Source organism: Sorangium sp. So ce145, from assembly GCF_051525985.1.
GTDB lineage: Bacteria > Myxococcota_A > Polyangia > Polyangiales > Polyangiaceae > Sorangium > Sorangium cellulosum_B.
Genome location: NZ_CP150315.1, coordinates 12,657,368 through 12,680,049 on the forward strand (window position 1 = coordinate 12,657,368; position 22,682 = coordinate 12,680,049).

19 protein-coding genes are annotated in these 22,682 nt (G+C 72.4%); 14 read left to right on the plus strand and 5 right to left on the minus strand.

Features of this window, described 5'->3' with window-relative positions:
• Window positions 1-179 precede the first annotated feature (179 nt).
• A complete protein-coding gene (gene efp / locus WMF34_RS47155; protein ID WP_012241842.1) occupies window positions 180-740 on the plus strand; it encodes an elongation factor P in 561 nt (186 codons plus the stop codon).
• A gap of 38 nt (window positions 741-778) precedes the next feature.
• On the opposite strand, the gene WMF34_RS47160 is transcribed toward efp, so the two are convergent.
• The gene (locus WMF34_RS47160) at window positions 779-2,725 is read right to left on the minus strand and encodes a hypothetical protein (RefSeq protein WP_437991924.1); all 1,947 of its coding nucleotides are present in this window, start codon (window positions 2,723-2,725) and stop codon (window positions 779-781) included.
• 151 nt (window positions 2,726-2,876) lie between these two features.
• On the opposite strand from WMF34_RS47160, the gene WMF34_RS47165 reads away from it, so the two are divergent.
• The 3 genes from WMF34_RS47165 (at window position 2,877) to chrA (ending at window position 6,661) form a co-directional block, all read left to right on the plus strand.
• Complete coding sequence (locus WMF34_RS47165) at window positions 2,877-3,071, plus strand: DUF5522 domain-containing protein (protein ID WP_080599224.1); 195 nt, start codon at window positions 2,877-2,879, stop codon at window positions 3,069-3,071.
• 155 nt (window positions 3,072-3,226) lie between these two features.
• Window positions 3,227-5,395 carry a VWA domain-containing protein gene (locus WMF34_RS47170; protein ID WP_012241844.1) on the plus strand — a complete coding sequence of 723 codons (2,169 nt, stop codon included), beginning with the start codon at window positions 3,227-3,229 and terminating at the stop codon, window positions 5,393-5,395.
• Between the two features lie 63 nt (window positions 5,396-5,458).
• Window positions 5,459-6,661: a chromate efflux transporter gene (gene chrA / locus WMF34_RS47175; protein WP_437991925.1), complete on the plus strand. Its 1,203-nt coding sequence runs from the start codon at window positions 5,459-5,461 to the stop codon at window positions 6,659-6,661.
• Window positions 6,662-6,739: 78 nt separating this feature from the next.
• Here chrA and WMF34_RS47180 read toward each other — a convergent pair whose 3' ends face one another.
• Both WMF34_RS47180 and WMF34_RS47185 read right to left on the minus strand, forming a co-directional pair.
• Window positions 6,740-7,930 (minus strand): glycosyltransferase, encoded by a 1,191-nt coding sequence (locus WMF34_RS47180; protein ID WP_012241846.1) that lies wholly within the window; start codon window positions 7,928-7,930, stop codon window positions 6,740-6,742.
• A 202-nt stretch (window positions 7,931-8,132) separates the two neighbouring features.
• Entirely contained in the window at window positions 8,133-9,275 is a 1,143-nt protein-coding gene (locus WMF34_RS47185; protein WP_157907405.1) for an acyl-CoA dehydrogenase family protein, read from the minus strand.
• Window positions 9,276-9,391: 116 nt separating this feature from the next.
• Here WMF34_RS47185 and WMF34_RS47190 point away from each other — a divergent pair, with 116 nt between their 5' ends.
• On the plus strand, window positions 9,392-9,571 hold the full coding sequence (locus WMF34_RS47190) for a hypothetical protein (RefSeq protein WP_012241848.1): 180 nt from the start codon (window positions 9,392-9,394) through the stop codon (window positions 9,569-9,571).
• On the opposite strand, the gene WMF34_RS47195 is transcribed toward WMF34_RS47190, so the two are convergent.
• Entirely contained in the window at window positions 9,539-12,931 is a 3,393-nt protein-coding gene (locus WMF34_RS47195) for a hypothetical protein (protein ID WP_437991926.1), read from the minus strand. The two genes, WMF34_RS47190 and WMF34_RS47195, sit on opposite strands and share 33 nt — an antisense overlap.
• 372 nt (window positions 12,932-13,303) lie before the next feature.
• Between WMF34_RS47195 and WMF34_RS47200 the strand changes: the two genes are divergently transcribed.
• The 6 genes from WMF34_RS47200 to WMF34_RS47225 all read left to right on the plus strand — a co-directional run bounded on the left by WMF34_RS47200 (window position 13,304) and on the right by WMF34_RS47225 (window position 17,759).
• Entirely contained in the window at window positions 13,304-13,768 is a 465-nt protein-coding gene (locus WMF34_RS47200; protein WP_437991927.1) for an alanyl-tRNA editing protein, read from the plus strand.
• Between the two features lie 528 nt (window positions 13,769-14,296).
• Window positions 14,297-14,821, plus strand: coding sequence for a hypothetical protein (locus tag WMF34_RS47205; RefSeq protein ID WP_231864621.1), 525 nt, complete (start codon window positions 14,297-14,299; stop codon window positions 14,819-14,821).
• A gap of 45 nt (window positions 14,822-14,866) precedes the next feature.
• The gene (locus WMF34_RS47210; protein WP_044967497.1) at window positions 14,867-15,262 is read left to right on the plus strand and encodes a hypothetical protein; all 396 of its coding nucleotides are present in this window, start codon (window positions 14,867-14,869) and stop codon (window positions 15,260-15,262) included.
• A 67-nt stretch (window positions 15,263-15,329) separates the two neighbouring features.
• Window positions 15,330-15,761, plus strand: coding sequence for a hypothetical protein (locus WMF34_RS47215; protein WP_437991928.1), 432 nt, complete (start codon window positions 15,330-15,332; stop codon window positions 15,759-15,761).
• 40 nt (window positions 15,762-15,801) lie between these two features.
• Window positions 15,802-16,431: a phosphoenolpyruvate--protein phosphotransferase gene (locus tag WMF34_RS47220; protein WP_437991929.1), complete on the plus strand. Its 630-nt coding sequence runs from the start codon at window positions 15,802-15,804 to the stop codon at window positions 16,429-16,431.
• Between the two features lie 290 nt (window positions 16,432-16,721).
• Window positions 16,722-17,759, plus strand: coding sequence for a hypothetical protein (locus WMF34_RS47225; protein WP_437991930.1), 1,038 nt, complete (start codon window positions 16,722-16,724; stop codon window positions 17,757-17,759).
• 161 nt (window positions 17,760-17,920) lie between these two features.
• Here the strand turns inward: WMF34_RS47225 and WMF34_RS47230 are convergent, their stop codons facing one another.
• Window positions 17,921-19,009 (minus strand): hypothetical protein, encoded by a 1,089-nt coding sequence (locus WMF34_RS47230; protein ID WP_044967505.1) that lies wholly within the window; start codon window positions 19,007-19,009, stop codon window positions 17,921-17,923.
• A gap of 472 nt (window positions 19,010-19,481) precedes the next feature.
• On the opposite strand from WMF34_RS47230, the gene WMF34_RS47235 reads away from it, so the two are divergent.
• The 3 genes from WMF34_RS47235 to WMF34_RS47245 all read left to right on the plus strand — a co-directional run bounded on the left by WMF34_RS47235 (window position 19,482) and on the right by WMF34_RS47245 (window position 22,669).
• Window positions 19,482-20,135, plus strand: a complete 654-nt coding sequence (locus WMF34_RS47235; RefSeq protein WP_437991931.1) for a sigma-70 family RNA polymerase sigma factor — start codon at window positions 19,482-19,484, stop codon at window positions 20,133-20,135.
• A 13-nt stretch (window positions 20,136-20,148) separates the two neighbouring features.
• Complete coding sequence (locus tag WMF34_RS47240) at window positions 20,149-21,870, plus strand: sigma-70 family RNA polymerase sigma factor (RefSeq protein ID WP_437991932.1); 1,722 nt, start codon at window positions 20,149-20,151, stop codon at window positions 21,868-21,870.
• Window positions 21,871-22,102: 232 nt separating this feature from the next.
• Window positions 22,103-22,669 carry a cytochrome c maturation protein CcmE gene (locus tag WMF34_RS47245; RefSeq protein ID WP_437906291.1) on the plus strand — a complete coding sequence of 189 codons (567 nt, stop codon included), beginning with the start codon at window positions 22,103-22,105 and terminating at the stop codon, window positions 22,667-22,669.
• Window positions 22,670-22,682: the final 13 nt, after the last annotated feature.

The following is a 22,682-nucleotide window of genomic DNA, read 5'->3' on the forward strand; positions in this document are numbered from 1 at the left end:
GTGCTAAGGGGGCCGCGAACGCGAACCCCCGACCTGTAGTAGACGGAGGCCGCGTTCGCGGACCCCCGACCCGTGGAAGGGGCCGCGAGCGCGGACCCCCGAGCCGCGCCAGGGTGCCGCGGACGCGGATCCCCGGCCTCGCCGACAGGCCGCCCTTACGCTACCAGGAAGCTCTCCCCATGGACACAAGCGACATCCGAAAAGGCCTCAAGTTTATGGTCGACGGCCAGCCCTACTCGGTCATCGACTTCCAGTTCGTCAAGCCGGGAAAGGGGCAGGCGTTCACCCGCGTCAAGATCCGGAACATGGCGACGGGCGCGGTGCTCGAGCGCACGTACAAATCGGGCGAGAAGCTGGAGCCAGCGGACGTGGAGGAGCGCAGCCTCCAGTACATCTATCCGGAGGGCACCGACTTCGTTTTCATGGACCCGGCGACCGGCGAGCAGCTCACGGTCCCGGGCGACAAGATCGGCGATGACTCCAAGTGGCTGAGCGACGGGATGTCGATCGACGTGACCCTGTTCAACGGGCTGCCGATCGGCGTCAGCATGCCCCCGCACGTGGTGCTCCAGATCGTGAGCAGCGAGCCGGGCGTCAAGGGCGACACGGCGAGCGGCGCCACCAAGCCCGCCACGGTGTCGACCGGCGCGACCGTCAACGTCCCGCTCTTCGTGAAGGAGGGCGAGTGGATCAAGATCGACACGACCGACGGCAAGTACCTGGAGCGCGTCAACAGGTGATCCCCGGCTGACCTCCGGGGTCCGAGCGCCGGCGGAGGTCACTTCGCCTCGAAGATCACGGCGGCCGCGCCGGCGACGCACGCGACGCGGGCGCCTCCGTTGGCCGGCGCGCACGCCGTCGCCTGCGCGAGGTCGCCGCCCGTCCAGAGGCGCGCGGCGCCGCCCGCGGTCGCCACGAGGAGCCCGCCGGCGGCGGGGATCGCCAGCGTGGCGCCGTCCGGCGACCGCGCCGCGCCCTGAGGCGCGGGCGTCGTGAGCGGGAACGACAGCGCGGACGAGGCCGGCGCGGCCGCCCGCAGGTCGATCGAGATCAGCGCGGCGCCGAGGGCGATGTCGAAGCCGCGCTCGGACGCGGCGAGCGGAACGAACGGCAGGCGCTCCGTCCCGGCGCAGCGCTCGGGCGCGGCCGCGCCGGGCCGGGCGCGAGGCCCCTGGCCGCGGAGCAGCGGGAGCGGGACCTCCATCTCGCCGACGGCATCGGGCGAGCTGCGGAAGAGCGCGAGCAAGGTGGGCGCGTCGCAGCGCCGCTCGACGGCGACGAGCTCCGCGGGCCCGGCGTGGACGGCGGCGGGCCAGGGGGGGATGTCCGTCGCGGACTCGGTGGACGTGGCCGGGTCGACGCGGACCACGCCCTGCGCGGTCCTGACGAGCAGGGCGCCGCTCGCCTCGAACGCGAGCGGGCCGAAGCCGCCGGTCCTGGTCGGCTGCGGGGCAGCGGCGGTGCGGTACACGGCGGCGGCGGTCGCCGGCGGCGCGAGCTTCGCGAGGAGCTTGCCGTCCTCCTTGGTGCGCGCCTCGGCGCCGCCCCGGTCGAGCGCCGCGATGGCCGCGATCGGCGCGCCCCGCGTGGACGCCGCGACCGCCTCCGCGTGGCCGATGGCGGCCGCGAGCCCCGGCTCGCCGCAGCGCACCGGGCCAGCGCCCGTCCAGACGAGCGCCTCGCCGGCGCGCGCGGCGTCGCGGCCTGTGGTCGCTCCGGCGCCGCTTTCGGCGTCGGCGCAGAGGGCGGCGTGGAGCCGGCGCAGCCGCTGGGCGGAGGCGGCCACGGCCGGCGCCGTCGACTTGCCACGCGCGTCCCGGAGCAGGGAGGCGGCGAGGGCGCGCAGCGCCTCGCCGGGCTGGGCCGCGTCGCGCGAGAGGCCGGCGGGGCGATCCAGGAAGACGAGCGGGGCGCGGACCTCGGACGCGGCGCCCGCCGGGGCAGGGAACGGGCGCAGGGCGCCCGAGAGGCCGACCGAGACGATGAGGTCGTCGCGGCCGTCCGCGTCGCGGTCGGCGACCTCGAGGGAGGCGGAGAGCGCTTCCTCCGCGGGCGGCGCGCGGAGGCGGAGCTCCAGGGCGAGCTCCGGCGGCGCGCCCGCGGCGGGCCCGGGGAGGCGGATCACGGCGATCCAGCGCGTCGGGCCCGTACCCGCGGCGCCGCGGTGAGCGCCGCCGCACTGCGGGGCGAAATCGAAGGCGAGCGCGGAGGGGCCGATCTGGCTGAGGCCGACGCGCGGGGTGCACCCCTGCGCGTCGAGATCGCCGGGGAGCGCGGCGAGCGTGCGCAGCGCCTGCGGCCGCGCGGCGGGCGCGAGCAGGAGCTCGCCGCGCAGGCCGTCGGGCGACCGCGCCCAGGCGACGAGATCGCGCGCGCCGTCCCCGTCGGCGTCGAGGAGTAGCCCGGTCTCGAACGTGCGCCCGGTCGGCGCCGCGGCCACGGCGCCGCCCTCGAGGGGCCACTGCTTGCCGCCCTCGGGCGCCGGGACGCTCGGCACGACCGCGAACCGAGGCGCGGCGGCGTCCGGAGCGCCGGCGTCGGCCTCGGGGACGGCGGTCGCCGCGCCAGGGCCGACCCCGCTCAGCGGGGGCGGGGAGCCGGAGGGCGCCGCCGAGCCGAGCGTGTAGGGCGTGTAGGGCCTGGAGCTCGGGCAGCCATCGCAGCCGGCGGCGGCGAGGAGCGGGAGCAGGGCGCGGAGGAGCTTCGAGCAGGATCGATCGGGCATCGCGGGCGGACCCGGCGGCGCACCGGTGTGCGGCGGGCGGCGCAGGCGTAGCACGGGCGGCAGGCGGGCGTCGTGGAGCCGGCGCGCCATCCAGCCGCCCGCGCGCCGGATGGCGCCGGTGCGCCTTTCGGAGTAGCTTGATCGAGGGTAGATGAGCGGGCCGAAGCCTCCCAGGGCCGTCGAAGGCGAAGACTATTACCTCGAGGGAGGCCGGGTGGTTTTTACAGAGGCGTATCACCTGAAGCGGGGATACTGCTGTAACTCCAAGTGCCGCCACTGCCCTTACCGGGAGAGGGCGCCGGCAGAGTCGATCCCCGTCGCGCTGCCTCGGCTGAAGCTCCCCTGACCCGGCGCAGCGGTCGAGCCTCCGCGGCGGCCGCGCGCGACAATCCGTCTGCGGTCGATGACGGGCGGAGAGCCCCGGCGCATCATGGAATGTCGGTTGATCCGGATTGCGTGGAGCGTCTAGGATTTCGCGCCCACATCCGCGCGGGAGCTCCTATGCGTCGCAGCCTTCACCCTCTGCTCTGCTGCCTCTTGCTCTCCGTGCCGATCGGCTGCGACGCCACGTCGGCGAACAGGCCGCCGTCCCACGATAAGCCGGCGGAGCTGCCGAGCGTGGACACGGATGGTGATGGGATCAGCGATGCGGTCGAAGGGCGCGACGAGGGGGTCGACACGGATCGCGACGGTCAGCCGGATTTCGAGGACACCGACTCCGACGGCGACGGGCTGTCCGACAAGCTCGAGGGCGCTCCCTTCCCAGGGGAAGCGGAGCCGCGTGACAGCGACGGCGACGGCGTGCCGGATTACCGCGACGAGGACTCCGACAACAACGGGCTACCCGACGAGGACGACGGCGACGGCGACCGCGATCGCGATGGCGTCGCCGATTACGTGGATCCCGACGATGACGGCGATGGCCTGCTGGATGTGGTCGAGCTCGGGCCGGACCCGCTCGATCCGGTGAACACCGACGGCGACAGGTGGCCTGATTTCCGTGACAGGGACTCCGACGGCGACGGGATCCTGGATCGGTTCGAGAGAGAGTTCGACGCCGACGGCGACGGGATCCCGGCGTTTCGAGATCTCGACTCGGACGGTGACTGCCGGCCCGATTCGATCGAGCGCGGCGACGGCGATCCCGAGGAGCCGCCCAGGGACAGCGACATGGACGGCGGGGGCGATTTCCTCGATCTGGACAGCGACAACGACAGCCTGCTCGACGAGCTCGAGGACCTCAATTGCGACGGCGTGCTCGACCCGGGCGAGTCCAGCACCGCGAGCGAGGACACGGACGAGGACGGCGTGAACGATCTCATCGAGCAGGCCGCCGGCACGGACCCGAACGACGACCTGGACAACCCGCGGGCCAGCGGGGATTTCGTGTTCATCGTGCCTTATCAGAGCCGCCCGGATCCCGCGCAGGACACGCTGGATTTCTCGACCAACATCTCGCAGGCCGACGTGGTGTTCGCGATGGATACCACCGCGACCATGAGCGGCCAGATCAATCATCTGAAGGGCGCGCTCCAGGAGATGATCAATCAGCTCGCCAAGGAGATCCCGAACATCGGCATCGGGGTGACTCAGTACAAGGACTTCCCGATCGACGCCTACGGGGGCCCCAACGACCAGCCGTTCTACCTGGAGCACCGGGTGATGAGCGTCCTCACGCCGGCGGGGCGCGAGTCGGTGCAGGACGCGGTGAACTACCTCAAGGCCGAGGCCGGCGGCGATCCCCCGGAGAGCGGCTGGGAGGCTCTTTATCAGGTCGCGACCGGGGCGGGCACGAGCAAGGGCGGCGCCGACGTGCCCAGTTTCGATCCGCTGAGCGCTCCGCCGGGCAGGATTCCGGCGGGCGAGACGGTCGGGACCATCGGTGGCGTGGGCTTCCGCTTCGGCTCGCTGCCCATCGTGGTGATGATCACCGACACGCCGAGCCACAACGGGACGTTCGTGCAGCACAACTACACAAGGTCCAGGGTGGAGTCGCCGACCCATTCGCAGGCCCTGCAGGCGGTGACCCGCGTGGGAGGCCGGCTCATCGGCATGGTCGCCTCCAGCTCGGCCGAGGCGCAAGCCGACCTGACGGCCGGCGCCGTGGCGACGGGCTCGGTGGTCCCGCCGGCGGCGTGGGGGCCGGAGGGCATGCGCCCGCCGCGGTGCGCGGTGGGACAGTGCTGCGTCGGCGAGAACGGGAGCGGCGTGACGATGGAGAGCGGCAAGTGCCCGCTCGTGTTCCGGGTCGCCAGCAGCGGAGACGGGCTGAACCTGGCCGTCGTGCAGGCGATCAAGGTGCTCACGACCTATGTCACGCTCGACGTCTCGGCGGCGGCGGTGGCGGACGAGACCGACGCGGTCGACGCCGCGAGCGCGTTCATCGACAGGATCATCGCGAACAACAGCGCTCCTGAGCCCTGCGCCGCCGGCTTCAGGGTCATCGACAAGAACGTCGATGGCGTCGCGGATACCTATACCAACGTGTTCCCCGGGCCCACGCTCTGCTTCGACGTGATCCCGAAGACCAACGTCTCGGTGCCTCCGACGACGGAGCCGCAGGTGTTCACGGCGAACATCGTCGTCACCGGCGACAGCGTGACCACGCTCAGCACCCGCAAGGTCTTCTTCCTCGTCCCGCCGGAGATCCCGGTGCCCCCCATCGACTGATGAGCCTCCGGCGCTCGCGGCTCCCTGGAGGCCCGGCGAGCGCTGGTTCACGCGGCACGTATCATGAGCAAAGACTCTGGCATCGAGAGGGCGCCGACGTCCGGGGAGACCCCCGGCGCGGCGCTCTGGGAGCTCGCGCGGCTCTTCTTCCGGCTGGGCGCCACGGCCTTCGGCGGCCCCGCGGCCCATGTCGCCATGATGGAGGACGAGGTGGTCCGCCGGCGCGGCTGGATGACGCGCGAGGACTTCCTCGATCTCTATGGCGCCACGAACCTCATCCCGGGACCCAGCTCGACCGAGCTCGCGATCCACATCGGGCATCGCCGGGCCGGCTGGGCGGGCCTGCTGGTGGCCGGGGGGTGCTTCATCGTGCCGGCGGCGCTCATCACGCTCGGGTTCGCGTGGGCCTATGTCCGGTTCGGCGCGGTGCCGGAGATGTCGGCGCTCCTCTACGGGGTGAAGCCGGTGATCATCGCGGTCGTGGCCCAGGCGCTCTGGGGTCTCGGCCGCGCCGGGCTGCGCTCGCGGCGCTCGCTCGGCCTCGCGGCGCTCTGCGCGGGCGCGAGCCTCTTCGGCATCCACGAACTCGCGGTCCTGGCCGGCGCGGGCGTGCTCGCCGTGTCGCACCGGCTCGCGGCCGGGCGCCCCGCGGGTCCGCCTCCCGGCGCGGCCGCCGTCGCCGTCCCGCTGGCCGTCCCGCTCGCCAGCGGCGCCGCCGCGACGGCCGCGGCGGTGGGCGTGCCGTTCGGGCTCCTGCCGCTGTTCCTGTTCTTCGTCAAGGTGGGCTCGGTCCTCTTCGGGAGTGGTTATGTGCTGCTCGCGTTCCTCCGCGCGGATCTGGTCGAGCGATACCGGTGGATGACGGAGGCCCAGCTGCTCGACGCGGTGGCGGTCGGCCAGGTGACGCCCGGCCCCGTCTTCACGGCGGCCACCTTCATCGGTTATCTCCTGGGCCGCGTCCCGGGCGCGCTGGTCGCCACGGCGGGCATCTTCGTTCCTGCGTTCTTCTTCGTCGCGCTGAGCGGACCCCTGATCCCCCGCGTCCGCCGTTCCCCCGTGGCCTCGGCCTTCCTCGACGGCGTGAACGCGGCGTCGCTCGCCCTGATGGCGGTCGTCTCGTTCCACCTCGCCCGCGCGGCGGTGGTCGATTGGCTCACGGGCGCTCTGGCCATCGCGGCAGCGCTCCTGCTGATCCGGTACCGCGTGAGCTCGCTCTGGCTCATCCTGGCCGGCGCCGTCATCGGCGTCGCCTCGGTCCACGTCTGAGAGCCGGCGCTCCTCGCTGCTCCGGCCCCGCCTCGCCGCGCGCGCGCCCGGGGAGCAGCCCGGGACCCCGCGCCCCCGCTACCTGGCGGGCGATCGCAAGGACGACGGCTCCTCCGCGGCCACCAGCGCCGTCCCGGGCCCGATGTGGAACGCGTTGCCTCGCCAGGAGACCCGCCGGTTCGAATAGGCGTTCAGCCAGCAGAAGAACCAGCACAGCGTCCGGAGCGGCTCCGCCGCCACCAGCGCCAGGTTGGAGCGCGCCGGGCGCAGCATCTTCAGGGCCAGGAAGGTCCCCAGGCTCTGGAGCGTCCAGGCGAACAGCCACATCTCCAGCGCGAGGCCCGTCGGGCTGAGCAGCAACGTGAGCCACGCGATGAGCAGCGGCGAGTTGAACGGCTCCGCCGCGAAGCAGCGCGGAACGAGCGTGCGCCGCATCTTCGCCCAGCGGGTGTGCCGATCCAGCATGCGCGTGAGAGAGCAGCTCGTGTTGCGGTTCTCGATCGGATCCAGGCAGAGATCGACGACGAACCCGCACGCGCTGAAGCGCTGTCCGAGCATGTCGTCCTCCGCCAGCACGTGGGCCACGCTCTCGAACCCTCCCACCCGCGCGAGATCGACCCGCCGCATCGCCATCGATTTGCCCACGCTGATCGACCGCCCCGCGAGCTCGGCGGCGGCGACGACCCCGGGCGCGATGAACGCCCCGAGCTGCGCGTTCTCGACCACCGCGCCGAGCGTCCGCTCCCCCGTGCCCACGACGACGCTCGAGACGAGCCCCACGCCCGGCCGCATCAAGATCGACAGCAGCGAGCGGAGGTAGTCTGGGCGGACACACACGTTCGCGTCCGAGATGACGAGGACGCTGCCCTCGGCCCTGCGCTCGAGCTCGAGGAGCTGCGCCACCTTCGGGTTCAACGCCTCGCTCGGATCCGTCAGGCAGAGCCGCGCCTTCAGCTCGGGGTGCGCCGCGATGAAGGCCTGGATCACCGGCACCGCGCGGTCTTCTCGCGAGGCCACGCCGAAGACGATCTCGTAACAGGGGTAATCGAGCCGGGCGAAGGATTCGAGGTTGTCGGCGAGCCCGTCGTCGACGCCCGCGACGGGCTTGAGGATGCTGACGAACGGGGTCGCCCCGCACGGTCGCGACGCTTGGACCGGCGCAACGAGCCGGTGCCGCGCGATCCTCCAGAGGAAGGAGGTTTGGATCGTCGCGTAGATGATGGATGACAGCGCCGTCGGCGCGACCGTCGCCAGATCTCCCCAATCCATGGATGGCCATGCTGATCGAATCGCGTGGCGTATCGATGGCCGGACCGCAAACCCAGCGCTGACTTTTCGCGACCGAGGCGTGACAGCCCCTCACCGCCACGACACACCGTGATGGCCGGTGCGAGCTCGGGTGTACCGTGAGATCCGTCGCCGACACACCCGCGCCGGGATCAAGCGAGCCTATCGGCGCGGCCGGGCAGCGTCAGCTGATGCGGCCGATGAGCTCGCGCGTGATGTTCTTCTGGTGCGACTCGAGCGTGCCGCCGCCGATCTCGAGCAGCTTGGCGTCGCGGAAGAACCGCTCCACCTTGTACTCGGTGCAGTAGCCCCAGCCGCCGAGCACCTGCATGGCGTTGTCGGCCACCTCCTTGCCCACCGGCGCCGCGAAGAGCTTCGCCGCGTCGGTCCCGAGCCGGTTTCTCCGCTCGGGGCTGACGTTGCGCGCGACCGCGTAGATGAGGGCGCGCGCCGCCTCGGTCTTGGCGTAGCTCTCCGCGATGTAGCGCTGGATCTGCCCGTGCTCGGCGATGGGCTTGCCGAAGCTCCTCCGCTCTCCGGCGTACTGGATCATGATCTCCAGACAGCGGTCCGCGATACCCAGGCTCATGGCCGCGAGCGTGAGGCGCTCCAGCTCCAGGTTTCTCATCATGTTGCGGATGCCGCCCCCCTCCTGGCCGAGGACGTTCCAGGCGGGCACGACGCAGTCGTCGAAGAGGAGCTCGCTCATCGTGCTCCCCCGCATTCCCATCTTCGGGGTCTTCTCGTCGGTCGAGAACCCGGGGAACCCCCGCTCCACCACGAAGGTCGTGACCCGGCCCTCGATGGTCGCGTAGACCAGGAAGATCTGGGCCTCCGGGGCGTTCGTGATGAGCGCCTTGCGCCCCTTCAGGATGTACCGATCCCCGTCGCGCCGGGCGAACGTCTTCATGCCGAGGACGTCTGTCCCGCTCGTCGGCTCGGTCATGCCCATCGCGCCGATCCACTCGCCGGACAGCACCTTCGGCAGGTACCGCGCGCGCTGCTCGTCATTGCCGGCGTGGAAGAAGTTGTTCACGAACAACATCGCGTGGGCGAGATACGCGAGCGTGAACCCGGGATCGCTCTTCGCGAGCTCGTGGTGGACGATCACCGCGGCGACCGCGTCCATGCCCGCGCCCCCGTGCTCCGAGGGCACGGTCACGCCGAGCAGGCCGAGCTCGCCGAGCCGCCGCATCAGGGGAACGTTCAGGGTGGCGCTCCGGTCGTGCTCGTCGGCCTGCGGCTCGACGACCTCACGGGCGAAATCCCGCACCATCTGCCGCAGCATCCGGTGCTCTTCCGTCGGGTTTTCCAGATCGCTTTCCATTGCGGAGGATGACGCGCTCATCGCGGCCCAACGTAGCACGCGCGGCCGCGCATCAGCGATGGGGTGGCACGCCGTTCGCCTCGTCCCCGGACGGACCGTCACCGAAAGGGGCACGAATGAGAAGCTGGACCGATGTGGTGCTCTGGAGCGTGGTGCTGGTCTCGCTGCTGACCTGGCTGCTCGCCATGGTCGGTGTGCTGGCCGTGCACCCGTGGACCCCCGTGCTCCTCGTGATCGCCGCCGCCTTCGCCGTGACCGGGATGTTACGGCAGATGCCCGGGCGGCCGCGGCTCTGAGCCGCCGGGAGCGGCCGGGGCGCCCGGCGGCGCGTCCGTCGCCGGGGGCGAGGGCCCGTCCTGGCAGCACCGCACGCCGGTCGAGTAATCGAGGTAGCTCCTCGGGTGGGCCGTGATCAGCGCCTCGCAGCCCGCGCGGGTCGAGCGCGCGTAGAAGCCGCCGGCGAACGCTCCGCCCGGCTCGTTCACCCACTCATCGAGGTTGCCCACGAGATCGTAGACCGCGTCGCTGCCCCAGCGGCTCCTGCACCGCGGGCTCCCGCCCGTCTCCCGGAGCAGCGGCTCGCGGGCGCTGCGCACGCGGTTCAGCCGGGGATCCAGGTGGCCAATCGACGCATTGCCGTGGAGTAGCGCGGCGGGGTGCGCCGGCCGGTAGACGTTGCACGCGCCCTCCTCGAACGTGTCGCCGTACGGGTACAGCGTGTCGTCCTCGCCGCGGCACGCCGTGACGAACTCCTCGACCGAGCAGAGCCGCTTGCCGGCCGCGGCGCAGGCGCTCTCGGCCACGAGGCCGGTCACGTAGCCGCTCGGCCGCACCCCGGACCGCGAGCGGGCCAGGGCGGCGATCGCCCGGCCGCGCTGCCATGGGGCGAGCAGGGGCAGGGGGAACGCGCGCGCGTGGACGTCGCCGATCCGCCGCAGGCCGGTCGACCAGTCGGCGAGGGTGAGCTCGAGCAGGTTCGGCGTTGACGGGTAGTCGGGCGAGAGCGCCTGTCCGGTGGCGCCGTCGACGAGCATCGCCTCGAAGCGATCGACGCAGAAGCGGCCACCGTCGATGGCCACCATGTCCGCCGGGCACGCGGGCGCGCCCGGCAGCGCGGCGGCGGGCGCCTCCGCGGGCTCTCCTGCGGCCGGGCGCGCCGCGCCCGCGCTCGCGGGCAGCGCGGGGCGAGCGACGCCGGCTTCGGCCTGCGCGTCGAGGCCGCTCACGGCGCTCCCGAACCACCGCAGGCTGCCGTCGGAGGCCCAGACCGCATCGCCCACCACGCACGCGCCGGGCGCCGCGAGCTCCGGGACGGTCACGAAGGCGCCGGGCGCCGGGGCCGGGACCGCGCGCCGCGCGGGCTGCCCGTCGACGCAGAGCGCGCCGGTGTCGTCGGCTGGCCAGGGCTGCGACGCGAGCTCGGCGCCTTCGTCGTCCAGCCACACCACGTGGCGCCGGGCCGCGTCGCTGAGCAGCGCGCCCCCCTCGGGCAGGGCGACGAGCCGCACCGCGAGGTCGCCCTCGGCGATCGGCAGCGACGTCACGCGCGCCGCGCCGGGCCGGCCGAGCGCGTCGATCGAGAGCGCCACGACCTTGCGCGGATCCGCGGCGCTCACGCCGGCGACGATGGCCCCGCCGCCGCGGCGCTCGCATGCGTCGAACCCCGCGCGCACCGGCGACGCGATGGCGAGGGCGGGCGGCGCGCGGCCTCCTGCGTCGGGGTCGGGCGCGCCGGGCGCGACGGGCGCGAGCCCGCCCTGGGCGCCGGGCCCGGTGAGCGCGCCCGAGGCGTCGATCCCGGTGATCTGGAGCCTGTCGCCGAGCACCTCGAGGAAGAGCCCGCGCTCGCGGCCCCCGACGAGCGCCGTGCTGTCCTCGTGCGCGCGCCCCCGCAGCGCGGGCACCACGAGCGGCTCGGGCAGGAGCCGCCCCACGTCGGTCCTCGCGAGCCACCAGGACGACCCGATGCGCGCGGCGCGCCGCCTGTCGGTGGGGCGCTCCGGCTCGCCGATCGGCGTGGCCGGCGCGCCGCCGGCGGCGCCTGCCTGCGCTGCGCCGGGGCTCTCCGGCGCCGCCGCCGCGGTGACCAGGGCGCGCGCGTCGAGCCGGTGGAGCTGCCCCGCGGCGAAGGCGAGCCCCTCGCCGTCCGTCGCGAGCGCGCCCCACGCGATGCGCGCGCGCCGCGCCGGGAACGGGTCCGGCTCGCGGCGCGGCTGCCCGTCGGCGCGCGAGGCCGAGAAGAGCCCGCCGGAGATCGTCTGGAAGTACGCGCGATCTCCCGCCCACGCGGCGAGCCCCGGATCGTACCCCGGCTGCCCCGCGGCGCGCCGGGCGCCGCTCGCGGCGATGCGCTCGAGCGCGCCGATCTCGGCCGGCGTGACCGGGGTCGCGTCCGCGAGGCGCGCCGGATCCACGGCGCAGACCGCCCTGGGCGCGGCGCCTGCGACCAGCCGCTGGAGCGAGGGCGCGACGCGCGTCGCCTGGCAGGCCCCGTTGCGGCCGGTGACGTCGACGACCACGGCGCCTGCGCTCGCGGTCACGAGGCGCGGATCCTGGTGGCCGCGCAGCGCGCCGTACTCGAGGTCGCCCTCGACCACGACGGCGCGCCGGCCCGGACCGAGCTTGCCGTCCTCGCCGAGCGAGGCGAAGGCGATCTGCGCGCTCCCGAGCCATGACGTGCTCGTCTTCTTCGAGCTCGCCGCGTAAAATAAGAGATCGATCGCGCCTGGCCGCCCGCCTGCGTCGATCAGCCCCATGCCGTCGAGCGGCGGCCGGAAGCGCAGCCCGGTGGGGGACGACGTGGCCGCGATCCCTTCGGACGGCGAGACCCAGCGGAGCCGCACCTCGACCTCGGGCAGCGGGTCCGGCCGCTTCGGCCGGGGCGCGGGGCGCGCGGTCTTCGTGGGCCGGCCGTCGCGCCCGCGGTGCTCGCCGCGCTTCTTCCGCGTGGCCTTGCCGCTCGCGCCGGAGGCCTTTGCCGGCTGCTTCGGCTTCGCCACCGTCGCCTTGCGGCCGGGGGCCTTGCGCGCGGGCTTCGCCGCAGCGGAGCGCTCGCGCGCGCCGCGCTGCGCCGGCGTCGCGGAGCCGCCGCGCGGCGCGGCCTCGGCGAGCTCGAGCAGCGCGACGCGCTCGCCCACGGCGGCCATGGCGTGCGCGCGGATCGGGGCGCACGTGCGCGACGCGGCCGAGGCCTCGCCGGGGAGGATGGCCGTTACGCAGAGCTCGCTGCCCTGCGATGTGAGCAGCGTGGTGGTCCCGTCGGGGGACGAGAGGGCGCCGGCGAGGTCCTCGTCGAGGAGCAGGTGCGGCGGTCCGAGCTCGCCGGTGGCAGCGTCGAGCCGCCTGACCCAGCCGGCGCGATCGGACGACAGCTTGGAGAGGAGCAGCACCGAGCGGCGATCGAGCGACGGCTCGATCGTGAACGGGAGCGGCTGCACCGTCGCGGTGCCGAGCGGCGTGCGGCCGGGGGGAGCCACGCCCGCCAGGGCGGTCGCGGCGGCGCCGATCGAGGGCGCCCTCTCCGGGGCGGGGGCCGGGGCCGGGCTTGTGCCGGGCGCGTACGCCGCGGTGCCGGTCTGTGCGGGCGCGTCCCGCAGGGAGCCGCCGGAGCACGCGCCCGCGCCGCAGGCGAGCGGCACGAGCAGGGCAGGGAGCACGGATCGGGGGGAGAGGGGGGATCGGGGACGACGCATCCTTCGCTCGCGCTCGGGTCTCCTTGTCCGCGTGGCTGCCCGGGGCGGCGGCCGAGCCTAGCGCGGGTGCCGCCCGCACGCTCGCGGCTGGTCCGGAAATGGCGGAGAGGACGCCAAGAGGGGCGAGGTGCAGGGGAGATGGAGTCGGGTACAAAAAGGGTCTATCTAGATCGCGCCGATACGACAGGGAACGTTGTCGTGACAGAGCTCATCGCAGGTGAGAGCCCCGTCGTCCGAGTGGCTGAGACCTGGTTCCACCCTCAGGGAGGCGGTCAAAGGTCCGATCGAGGCGCCATGGGTCCGGCTCGCGTGCTGCACGTGGCTCACCATGGCGGCATGGTGGATCACTTCGTGGACTCGCTCGCGGGCCTGTCCGTCGGAGGGACCTACGGCTTTGCAGTCGACTCCGCCTGGCGGAAGCTGAATTCGGTCTACCATTCGTCCGGGCACCTGATCGCCGGGCTGGTGGAAAATCTTCAGCATGGGTTGACCGCCGTGGCCGGTCATCCGTGGCCAGGAGAAGCGCGTGTCGAGTTCGAGGGGCAGGCGGAAGCCTCCAGCTTTGATGGGCTTGCCATAGAGCTTTCGACACGCCTGGGAGAGCTCCTCTCGAAACCCATCGAGGTCAAGGTGACGGGTGATCCGTACAGCTCGCGAGCGATCCAGATCGGGGACTTCCCTCCGATACCTTGCGGTCGAACCCACGTGCGAGCGCTGTCCGAGATTTCCGCCATACGAGTCCTGAGCATCAAGAGGAAAGGGAACCGTGTTCGCGTCGCTTATGACGCGTTACCTCCCTGATCCCTGAACATGAGCCGCTCGACGGACCGAAGCTTGCACGATTCAGAAGATTGTGTGCAGTGCTCCTCCGTCGTTGGTCCTCCACGACATATGCAACCTGAGCTCCCATTCCGTCCGGGGGCAACCCTGCCTCCCGGTCTGAACCTTTCCCCACGCCACCGGTCCGTGCCCGACGCAGGTTGACGCCGCGCGATCGCTGCAGGTACCGTCGTAGCGTGCCGTGGGGGGGCGTCCTTGTTATGGGTGCGTCGGATGCTCGGCTCAGCGCCTTTTGCTGTCGACGCAGTCAAGGCGGCGGGCAGCCCGGCTGGCGCAATGGCGGAGGGCATCGACCCGCCTGGCCACGAGCGCAGCGCGTGCGACGCTCACCGATGGACCGACCTGCAAGGCCCACGAGGCGGGGCGTCCGATGCAGCCGCAAATTCCACAAGGACGGATCCTGGGCGCGCCGAGTCTGCCGGATTGCTCGGCCTCCAGAGGGGCGCGTGTGCGGTTGCGCCGGCTGGCTTCAGCGGGGTTGACGGGGATGTGGACGATCTGGCGCGTCTCTGGCGCCGGAGGTGCGTGATGCGACGATACGTCTCGTTGTTCCTGCTCGCTCTGCTGGTGTGCGTCCTCCCCGAGGACAGTGCGCCCGTTCGAGGACAAGCGTGGCCCGAGTCGGTCGGCCCAGATGCCGGGGTGATCGAGGCCCCTTACGCAGGGGAGATCGAGGGGGTGCCCGAGCGCGGGACATGGGAGGAGACCGAGCAACTCGATCGATGGTTCACTCGTGAATCGGTGGTCGTCATCAACGGCAAGGTCGTCGACCACGAGGAGATCGCGGCGCGTCGCCGCGCCGCACGCCGCGAAGCAGCCCGAAACGATCTCGCCGGACGGCTGTCCAGGGCCATCAGCGAGCAGATCAGGGGGGTGAATGTCCTGGCCTTCAAGATGAGGGTCTGGGCCGAGGGGGTGCGCTGCGACGACAAACGGTTCATGTCGCCGCCACCGGCGCCGGCGGGCCACTGTCCGGACGGCGCCGAGGACTGCAACGATGCTCCTCTGCGATGACCGGCATCCTCTCGCTGGCCGCAAGGCGTGGGCTGGGCTACGGGTATGAACGTTGAATGGACGAAAGACATCCTTCTCATCTGGCGCATAGCCCGCAAGACGCACTCTGGTGGCTTGTCGGTGGAGGAGCGGCGCGCTCTCGCCGAGGAGTTCGGCGTGAGCGAACAGGTGGTTCTGCGTTACGAACGCGCGAGGACCGCCTACGACTTGTCGATAGCCCAGAAGCGGTGGCGTCAGGCCAAGTGGGAAACGATTCTGCGGATGACGGAAGGCGGAAAGGCGTTCGAGGACGAGAAATTTCCAGACGAGTTGGAGGCGACGTTGGAGAGGTTGAGGGATGCGGAACCAGAGAATGAGCTCACCCGCGAGCTTCGTGACGCCAGGGACGCGATCCGGGTAGAACTCGGCTTACCCCCCGTCCCGACCGAAGACTACTCATGAGCCCCCGCTCGCGAACGCGCCCGAACGCTCGGCCTCGACCGGCTCATCCACGTAGGCGGGCCTCGGCGTGGGCATCACGTCGCTGGGCGAGCGTCGCGCCACGGGAGGGATGACCCTGCAGCCCAGCGTAGCGCTCGGCTGGCGGTTCGCCGAATGGGGCAGCCTTTATTACCGCAATGCGATCTCCTTCTTCAATTTGAAGGATTTGCGCTGGATCGGCGTCATCGACGTGAACGCCGCCGTGCTCGGGATCCACCACCGCGAGCTCACGCTGGAGCTCGGTCCGAGCCTCGACGTGTTCGCCGTGCCGCTCTGCGCCGACACGTGGTGCCAGCGTGAGCACGGCCTGGCGCCGGCCCTGCATCTGGGCGCGACGCTCTCCCCGGCACCGGAGAGCAGGCTTCGCGGCAGAGGCACCGTACATGTGGCGTATATCCCAGGTATCGCCTGGTCTGGGATCTCCATCAGCATCGCCGTCGAGGGCGTCTATCGCTTTTGATGGCAATCACAGCGCGCGTCGCCTTGCGGGCTCCGACGACGTGGGCTCACCTTGTGCAGGGGAGGAGGCGCTCGGGAGCCTCGACGCCACGATGGTGGAGATCGATCGCGGCACCGACCGGTGCATCGGAGGGTTCAGCTGCCAGCTCGCCAGCATCGAGCGCACGTTCGATCACGACGACATCCTGCCGCTGACCGATGACGAGGCGGCGCGCCGTCGCGATGCGCAGCTGGTGCGATCGGAGGTGCTGTCATCGGGCACCGACTTCCTCCGCCTCGTCTATTCCCAGCAGTGGGTGCGCATGAGCGCGATGATCAAGGCACTCGAGGGCAAGGACGTGAAGGCGGCGGTCGAGCGTCTCGGACTCTCGGCCGAGGTAGGCCGCCTCCAGCGCTGGACGGAGCTGTACGGCAAGAAGCTCGGCGTCACGGAGGCGAAGGCCGCGGATCCGGCCGTCAAGGCGGTCGAGGCGTGGCACGAGGCCTATGGCACGCTCCTGGTCCAGGTCCATGCCGAGTACGACGACGACAAGGACGAGACACACGCGCTCCTCCGCGACCGGCTGCTCTCGCCGTACGAGGACGCGGCGGAGGAAGAGCGGCGCGCCGACCAGCGGGCCCGCGCCGCCGCCAGGAAGAAGGCCGAGCCTGAGCCTGAGCCGATCGAATAGCGCTGCTTCCCGCATTGCCTGCCGGCAGGCGACCCGCCATGCCACCCATCGCGCGACGACGGCGCCGTTCGCCGGCCACCTCGCAACGCCGCTCCAGTCCCGATCCCAGGTGACATCTCCGTCAGGTTCGGGGGAAATGTCGCCGGGAGACCTCGTGCCTTCTTTTTCGGCGCCGGCTCACGATTTCGCAACAATCCAGGGGACCTTCCCGGAAATAGCACGGGATGACGACGGATGAGGGAGCTCCGCTTATCTCCGGCCGGCTCCTCGCCCGAGACCGGATCCGGAGGATGAACCGCGCCGCGCTGCCGCTCGCTGCATCGCTCTTCCTGGCGGCGCCCGTGGCGCTCGCGGAGGAGGCGCCGCGCGGCGCGCGCCTGTCCTACACGCGGGGGTCTGGCACCGAGGGGTGCCCCGAGGAGCCGAGCCTCCGGGAGATCGTCGCGAGCCAGCTCGGCGGGGTCGACCCGTTCGTGCGCGACGGCGCGTGGCGCGTCGAGGTGGTCGTCCAGCGCAGGGGACCGGCATTCCGGGGAGAGATCGCGCTTCACGACCGCGATGGCCGGGCGCTCGGCCGCCAGGAGCTCTCGAGCCCGATCTGTGGCGTGCTCGTGGGGGACATCGGCCTCGCCCTCAGCGCCGTCATGCGCCCGTTGCTGCCACCACGGCCTGCACCGGGGAGTGCTCCCACCTCGCCGCCCTCAGGGCCGCCACCCCCGCCGGCGCCGGGGGATGTCGCTCCGCCCGTCCCACCGGGCGCGCCGCCCAGGGGGCCGGCCTCGAAGCCGTCCGACCCGGTCGCGGCGCCAGCCCGACCCGTTCGGCGCCCGAGACCGCCGCCGGATCGCCCGCGCCTCCAGCTGGGCGCCGGGGTGCTGCTCGGCGCCGGCGTGGCGCCGTCGGTGGCGGTCGGGTTCTCGGGGGTTGCCGGCGCCCGCTGGGAGAGGTTCTCGCTCTCGCTGGAGGCCCGCGGGGATCTTCCGATCGATGCCGAGCCCTACCGCGGGCGGATCGTTGAGGTGTCGGGGCTGAGCGGCTCGCTCGTTCCCTGCGGCCACACGGATTGGTTCTTCGGCTGTGCCCTCGCCATGGCAGGCGGGGTGTGGCAGGTCAGGGCGAGCACCGGCAGAGAGTTCGCGCTGCCCTACGCAGCGCTCGGGCTTCGTGCGGGGCTGGAGGTGCCGCTTTCGGCCCGGCTGGCCGGGCAACTCACCGGCGACCTCTTGATCAACACGGTTCGACCGGTCCATCGATCGCCCTATGGAGCAGGGTGGAAGACGGCGCCTATCTCGCAGGCAGTGGCGCTCCGCCTGATAGCTCTTTTCTGAACCTGGGTGCGGTTTCGCAAAGCATCGGACGCGCCCGAGGGAGCTGTTCCCATGAGGCGATTGCGAGCGCGTGCAGCGCGTGGGGGTCGCGGGGGCGCCCCTGCGGCCCGTCACCCCCTGGAGCGGCCGCTGTTGCGCCCGATGCGGGACGAAGCACCGACTCAGGCCGGTACAGAACTGCGGTGACAGCAGAACGTCGCCGCCGCGGTCGGCGCGATGTTGCCGACCGGCTCGCCGCCGAACGGTTCGCATTGTCCGGGATGAAGGTTCACGACGCTCACCAACTTGCTTCCGAGCGCCGTGCCTGGCGTGATGGTACCGCAGAACGGTGCGTCGCCAGTGCCCACCACACCCGCCACGACGAGCTGCGAGCACCCTTCGTCACTGAACGCGGAGGCCAGAACTCTGCAGATCGCTCCGGTCGGCTCGGTGCAGCCGCAAGGCGCGCAGCCGCGGGTGTCCTCGGTGCCGTCGTAGAAGACGTGCCGGTCCGGGTACGTGGCAGGGCACTCATGCTCGCCCTCGTGGTGGATGCACGTGAGGAATCCCTCCGGCGGCGCGGCGTCGCCGATCGGCGGCGCCGGCGTGCAGGTCATGCCGGGATCTGCACACGGGGGGTACGCGTTTCCGGTACACGCCCGGGCGACGATCGTGAAGCTCCCAGTCGTGGCGGGCTCGTCGAGGTTCTCCGGCGCCTCCGCGATCCTCGGCGCGCAACCTGCGGAAATGACGCGAGGCGCCTGGATCGCGAGCGACTGCACGCATGGGGCGCCATCGCAGGTCCGTTCGGCCTCGACGGCATTCACCGAGGTGCAGGTCCCATCCCACCCATCCGTGGCAGCGAACGAGGTCGCCGGAGCCGCGGGGCCGCCGCAAGGGAAGCCGGCAGCGTAGGCCTTCCATTCCGTCGGCACGTCGCACGTCGCCTCTGGCGGGTCGCACGCGCAGACGGGGCACGTGTGCGGAGCCGGAGCCGCGAAATCTGCATAGCCCTCGTAGCCGACGATCGGCGCGGTCGCAGGGCAGCTCGGCACGCCGTCGGGGGAGCCGATCCAGAGCAGCGCGGGCTCGGACCACCCGAGCGGCTCCTTCGGTACGCACTGCCCTGCGCAGACCTCTGCTGGCGGGATCAGGTCGCCGAAATCGGACGCGATGGCGACGTCCGTGTCGTCCTCGGCCGCGCAGTCATCGCCGCCATCGTCGCCGCCGCCGCATCCGCCAGCGCCGCCGGCGTCGGGGGGCTCGTTCACCTCACAAGGCGTTCCCTTGGGTCCTTCATCCTCATCCCAGGGGCAAAAGTACGACGTTGGCGTCCCGCATCCGCCGGAAGCGACCCCGAGCCCGAGCGTGCTCGCACAGCAAACCGCCACGATCTCACGCTGCCAACGTCGCGCCCGCGCCGCCATCGCCGCTCCCCAATGCTCTGCGGCGCTGTTGACGGCGCGCCGCGGTAAGTGCGGCCACGTTACCAGAGGACCCAAGGGCGCCGCCAGACCAACCCCGGCGCACACCACCCCCATTCGATCGCATTACGAAGAGCGCGGACCTTTTCTCATCTTTCGCCCGGGGGGACAGCCCGCGTCGCTCTTCATGAGGGCCCGAGCTGTCGCCGTCGTGCGCCGGTTCCCCGCCTGCCGCCAGAACGAGCGCTCTGGCGCCCCACGGTTAGGCGGACCGGTCGATTGTGCAACGAGGAGCGGGGCAGTCCCGGACACCGCTCCCATGAAGACCTCGTTGCCCATCCCTCCCCGGCGGGAGGCCTGCCGCCCGTCCGCCGATGCGCCGGGATCCCGGACGCGCCGCCGCGCGCGCAGCGCGCCGAATGAGGCGCTCCACCCGGCGGTCTCGCCCTCGATCGAGGCCCTCTGGGCCGAGCGGCGGTTCGTCGCCCCCCTGCTCCGCGCCCTCCACGTTCCCGCTCGCGACTTGGAGGATCTCCTCCAGATGGTGCTCCTCGGCGCCTGGGAAGCCATCCGGGCGCGGAGGTACCGCCCGGACCCGCGACGGCACCCGCGCGCGGCGCTGCGCGGGTGGTTGCACGGCATCGTCTGGCGCCAGGTGTCCCATTGCCGGGACAGCGCCTGCATCCGCTGCGAGATCCTGCTCGACGCGCCCCTCTCGCCCGCCGGCCAGGCGCCTGTGGAGATCGAGGGAGCGCTCCTCGCCCGCGCCGCGCTCCGCGAGATCGTCGCGCTCCCTGCCGGCTATCGCGAGGTCCTCCTCGCAGGGGCCGGGCCCCTGAGCCTCGTCGCCTGGGCACGAAGGCGCCGCATGAACCCCAATTCCGCCGCCAGCCGGTTGCGTCGCGCCAGGAGGGCGCTGGCTGAAAGACTCGCCTCACCGAGGCGGCCGTTCGGTGAGGCGGCCGTTCGGTGACGCTGCTGCCGGGGTGAGGCCTCCGCTCGGCACCCGCTCGGCCGGTCGCACCAAGCCCGTGTACGATTTCGCAACGAGCCGGGCGGCGTCGCCGGACTACCTAGCCATGAAAGAGTCCCGAGCACGCCCAGCGCCCCCTCCTGCGCCCGACCCGGCGCTTGCGCCTGCACCCGCCCCGGAGGCGGCGCCTGCACCCGCCCCGGAGAGGACGCCTGCACCCGACCCAGCACCCGCTGCCGGACCCCATAGGGATCCTGCGCCCGCCACCGGTTCGTCCCCGCACCCCTCGTTCGAGGAGGTCTACCAGACCTTGCTCCCGTACGTCCTCGCGGTGCTCTGGCGGGTCGGCGTCGCATCTCGGGATCTCCACGATGTCGCTCACGAGGTGTTTCTCGTCGTTCACCGCCGCCTCAAGGACCAGGATCCTCGCCTGTCGCTCAAATCGTGGGTCGCGGGAATCAGCGCGCATGTCGCCCTTCGCCACCTGCAGCTCGCCCGGAACCAGCGGGAGCTGCTCGCGCTCGACGCTGGCGAGCCCATCGAGCTCGCGGACCCCGGGCTCGACGCGGAGCGCCGGGTCGCACAGGCCGAGACCCAGCGTATCGTCCGCGAGCTCATCCAGCGCATCGAGAGGGAACGACGAGCGGTGTTCGTGCTCTACGACCTCGAGGGAAGCGACATGCGCGACATCGCGCAGGCCCTCCGGATCCCCGTGAACACCGCATGGGATCGGCTGAGACGCGCTCGCAGCGAGTTCACGGCCGCGGTCAAACGACTCTCCGCGCGGGACCCGGACGCGCTCGGCCTTCGCCGCCTGCGCTTCGCCCTGGCGCCGTTCGCCCTGGCCGACAGACCCCTGCTGCTCGACGCAGGCGGGGTACGGCTCGGTCTCTCGCGGGACGTCGCCGGGCCGCTCTGGGCGCGGCTCCAGCGGTCGCTCGCTTCGACAGGAGGGCTGGCCCGCGGCGCGGACAGCCTCGCTGGCGCCCCTGCAACACGGCCCGATGCAGGCGCTACGTCGTCCCACCGGCGCCGCCCCGGGGACGCGGTGGAGGCCGCCGGTGCCACCGGGGAGAAGCGCACGCCGCCGGTCGTCACGATCGCGCGAGCCAGGCTCATCAAGGCGGGGGCGGCGCTGTTCCTCTGGGGCGTCGGGGCGGGCGCCGGCCTGGTCTATGCCATGCTCCCGCCGCCTGCTGCGGCGCCGGTGGTGCCTGTCCGCGCCGAGGCCGACGGCGCCGCGCCCGTCCGCGCCGAGGCCGACGGCGCCGCGCCCGGGCGAGCCGAGCGCGCCGCGCCCGAGCCAGCAGAGCGCGATCGCGATGGGGCCGGGCGCGGCGTGGGCGCCGCGGACGGGCGCGCCGTGGCCGCGACCGTCGGGAGCGCTGGATCCCCGGCGGCTGTCGAGATCGCGGCAGCAGGGCCGTCACGCGCCCCCTCCCGCAAGGCGGCTCCGCCCAGCGAGCGCGACACGACCGAGGAGAGCGCGTTGCTCAGCAGCGCCGGAATTGCGCTCAGCGAAGGGAAGGCGACAGAGGCGCTCGACGTGCTGGCTTCGCACGAGCGGAGTTACCCGCGCAGCCCGAGAGCCCAGCTGCGCGAGGCGCTGGCCATCCAGGCCCTCGTCCAGGCCGGGCGGCGCGCCGACGCCCGCGCGCGAGCCGGGCGGTTCCGCGCGGCGTTCCCTCACGCCGTGTTTCTCCCCGCCATCGAGGCGGTCGTGAGCAGCCCATGAGGGCCTCCGCGTGCTCTTCTGCGCCTCGCCTCCGAGCGGCGACACGGCCGGCGCGTCGACCCTCCGCGAGCGGGCGCGCGGGTTCGTCGGGTCCGCTCGCGAGGGAGATCTCCGGCCGGGCTGTCCGCCGCAGCGCCCAAACGGGAGGACGCCGCCGGGCGGGCCCGAGGCCGTGCAGGTGGTGCTCGACCGTCCGCGGGGCGCGGGCTAGCCTGTGCGTGAAGGACCCACGATGAGCAAGAAACTGGACGACGAGTTGGCCCAGGCGCTGTCTCTCGCAGAGCAGCAGGATACGCCCGCGGTGGTGAAGCCAGCCGCGGCGAGCCCGGCCCCGAAGGCGCGCCCGTCGCGCAGCCTCGGCCTGCTGGCGACGCTGCTCGTCATGGTGGGCGCGCTCGTCGCCCTGTTCCTCGTCGGCTTCAAGGAAGCGGCCGTCTACGCGACGCCCGTCGATCAGCTGCTCGCGTCGAAGGACAAGCTCGCCGGCCGCAAGGTCCGGGTCGAGGGCGAGCTCGTGCCCGGCACGCTGGTCAAGCGCGATTCGCCCTGCGAGTACCGCTTCCAGATCCACGGCACGCAGGCGCCGCTGCCCGTGCGCTACGCCCAGTGCGTCATCCCCGACACCTTCCGCGACGTCCCGAGCGGCGGCGTCCAGGTGACCGTCGAGGGCACGCTCTCGCAGGGCGGCGACTTCGAGGCGAGCCTCGTGATGGCCAAGTGCACCTCGAAGTACGATCCCAACTCGCACGAGATGAAGGGCGGCGCCCAGCCCGGCGAGGGCCCGCTCTCCCTCAAGTGAGCGAACGCGCCCG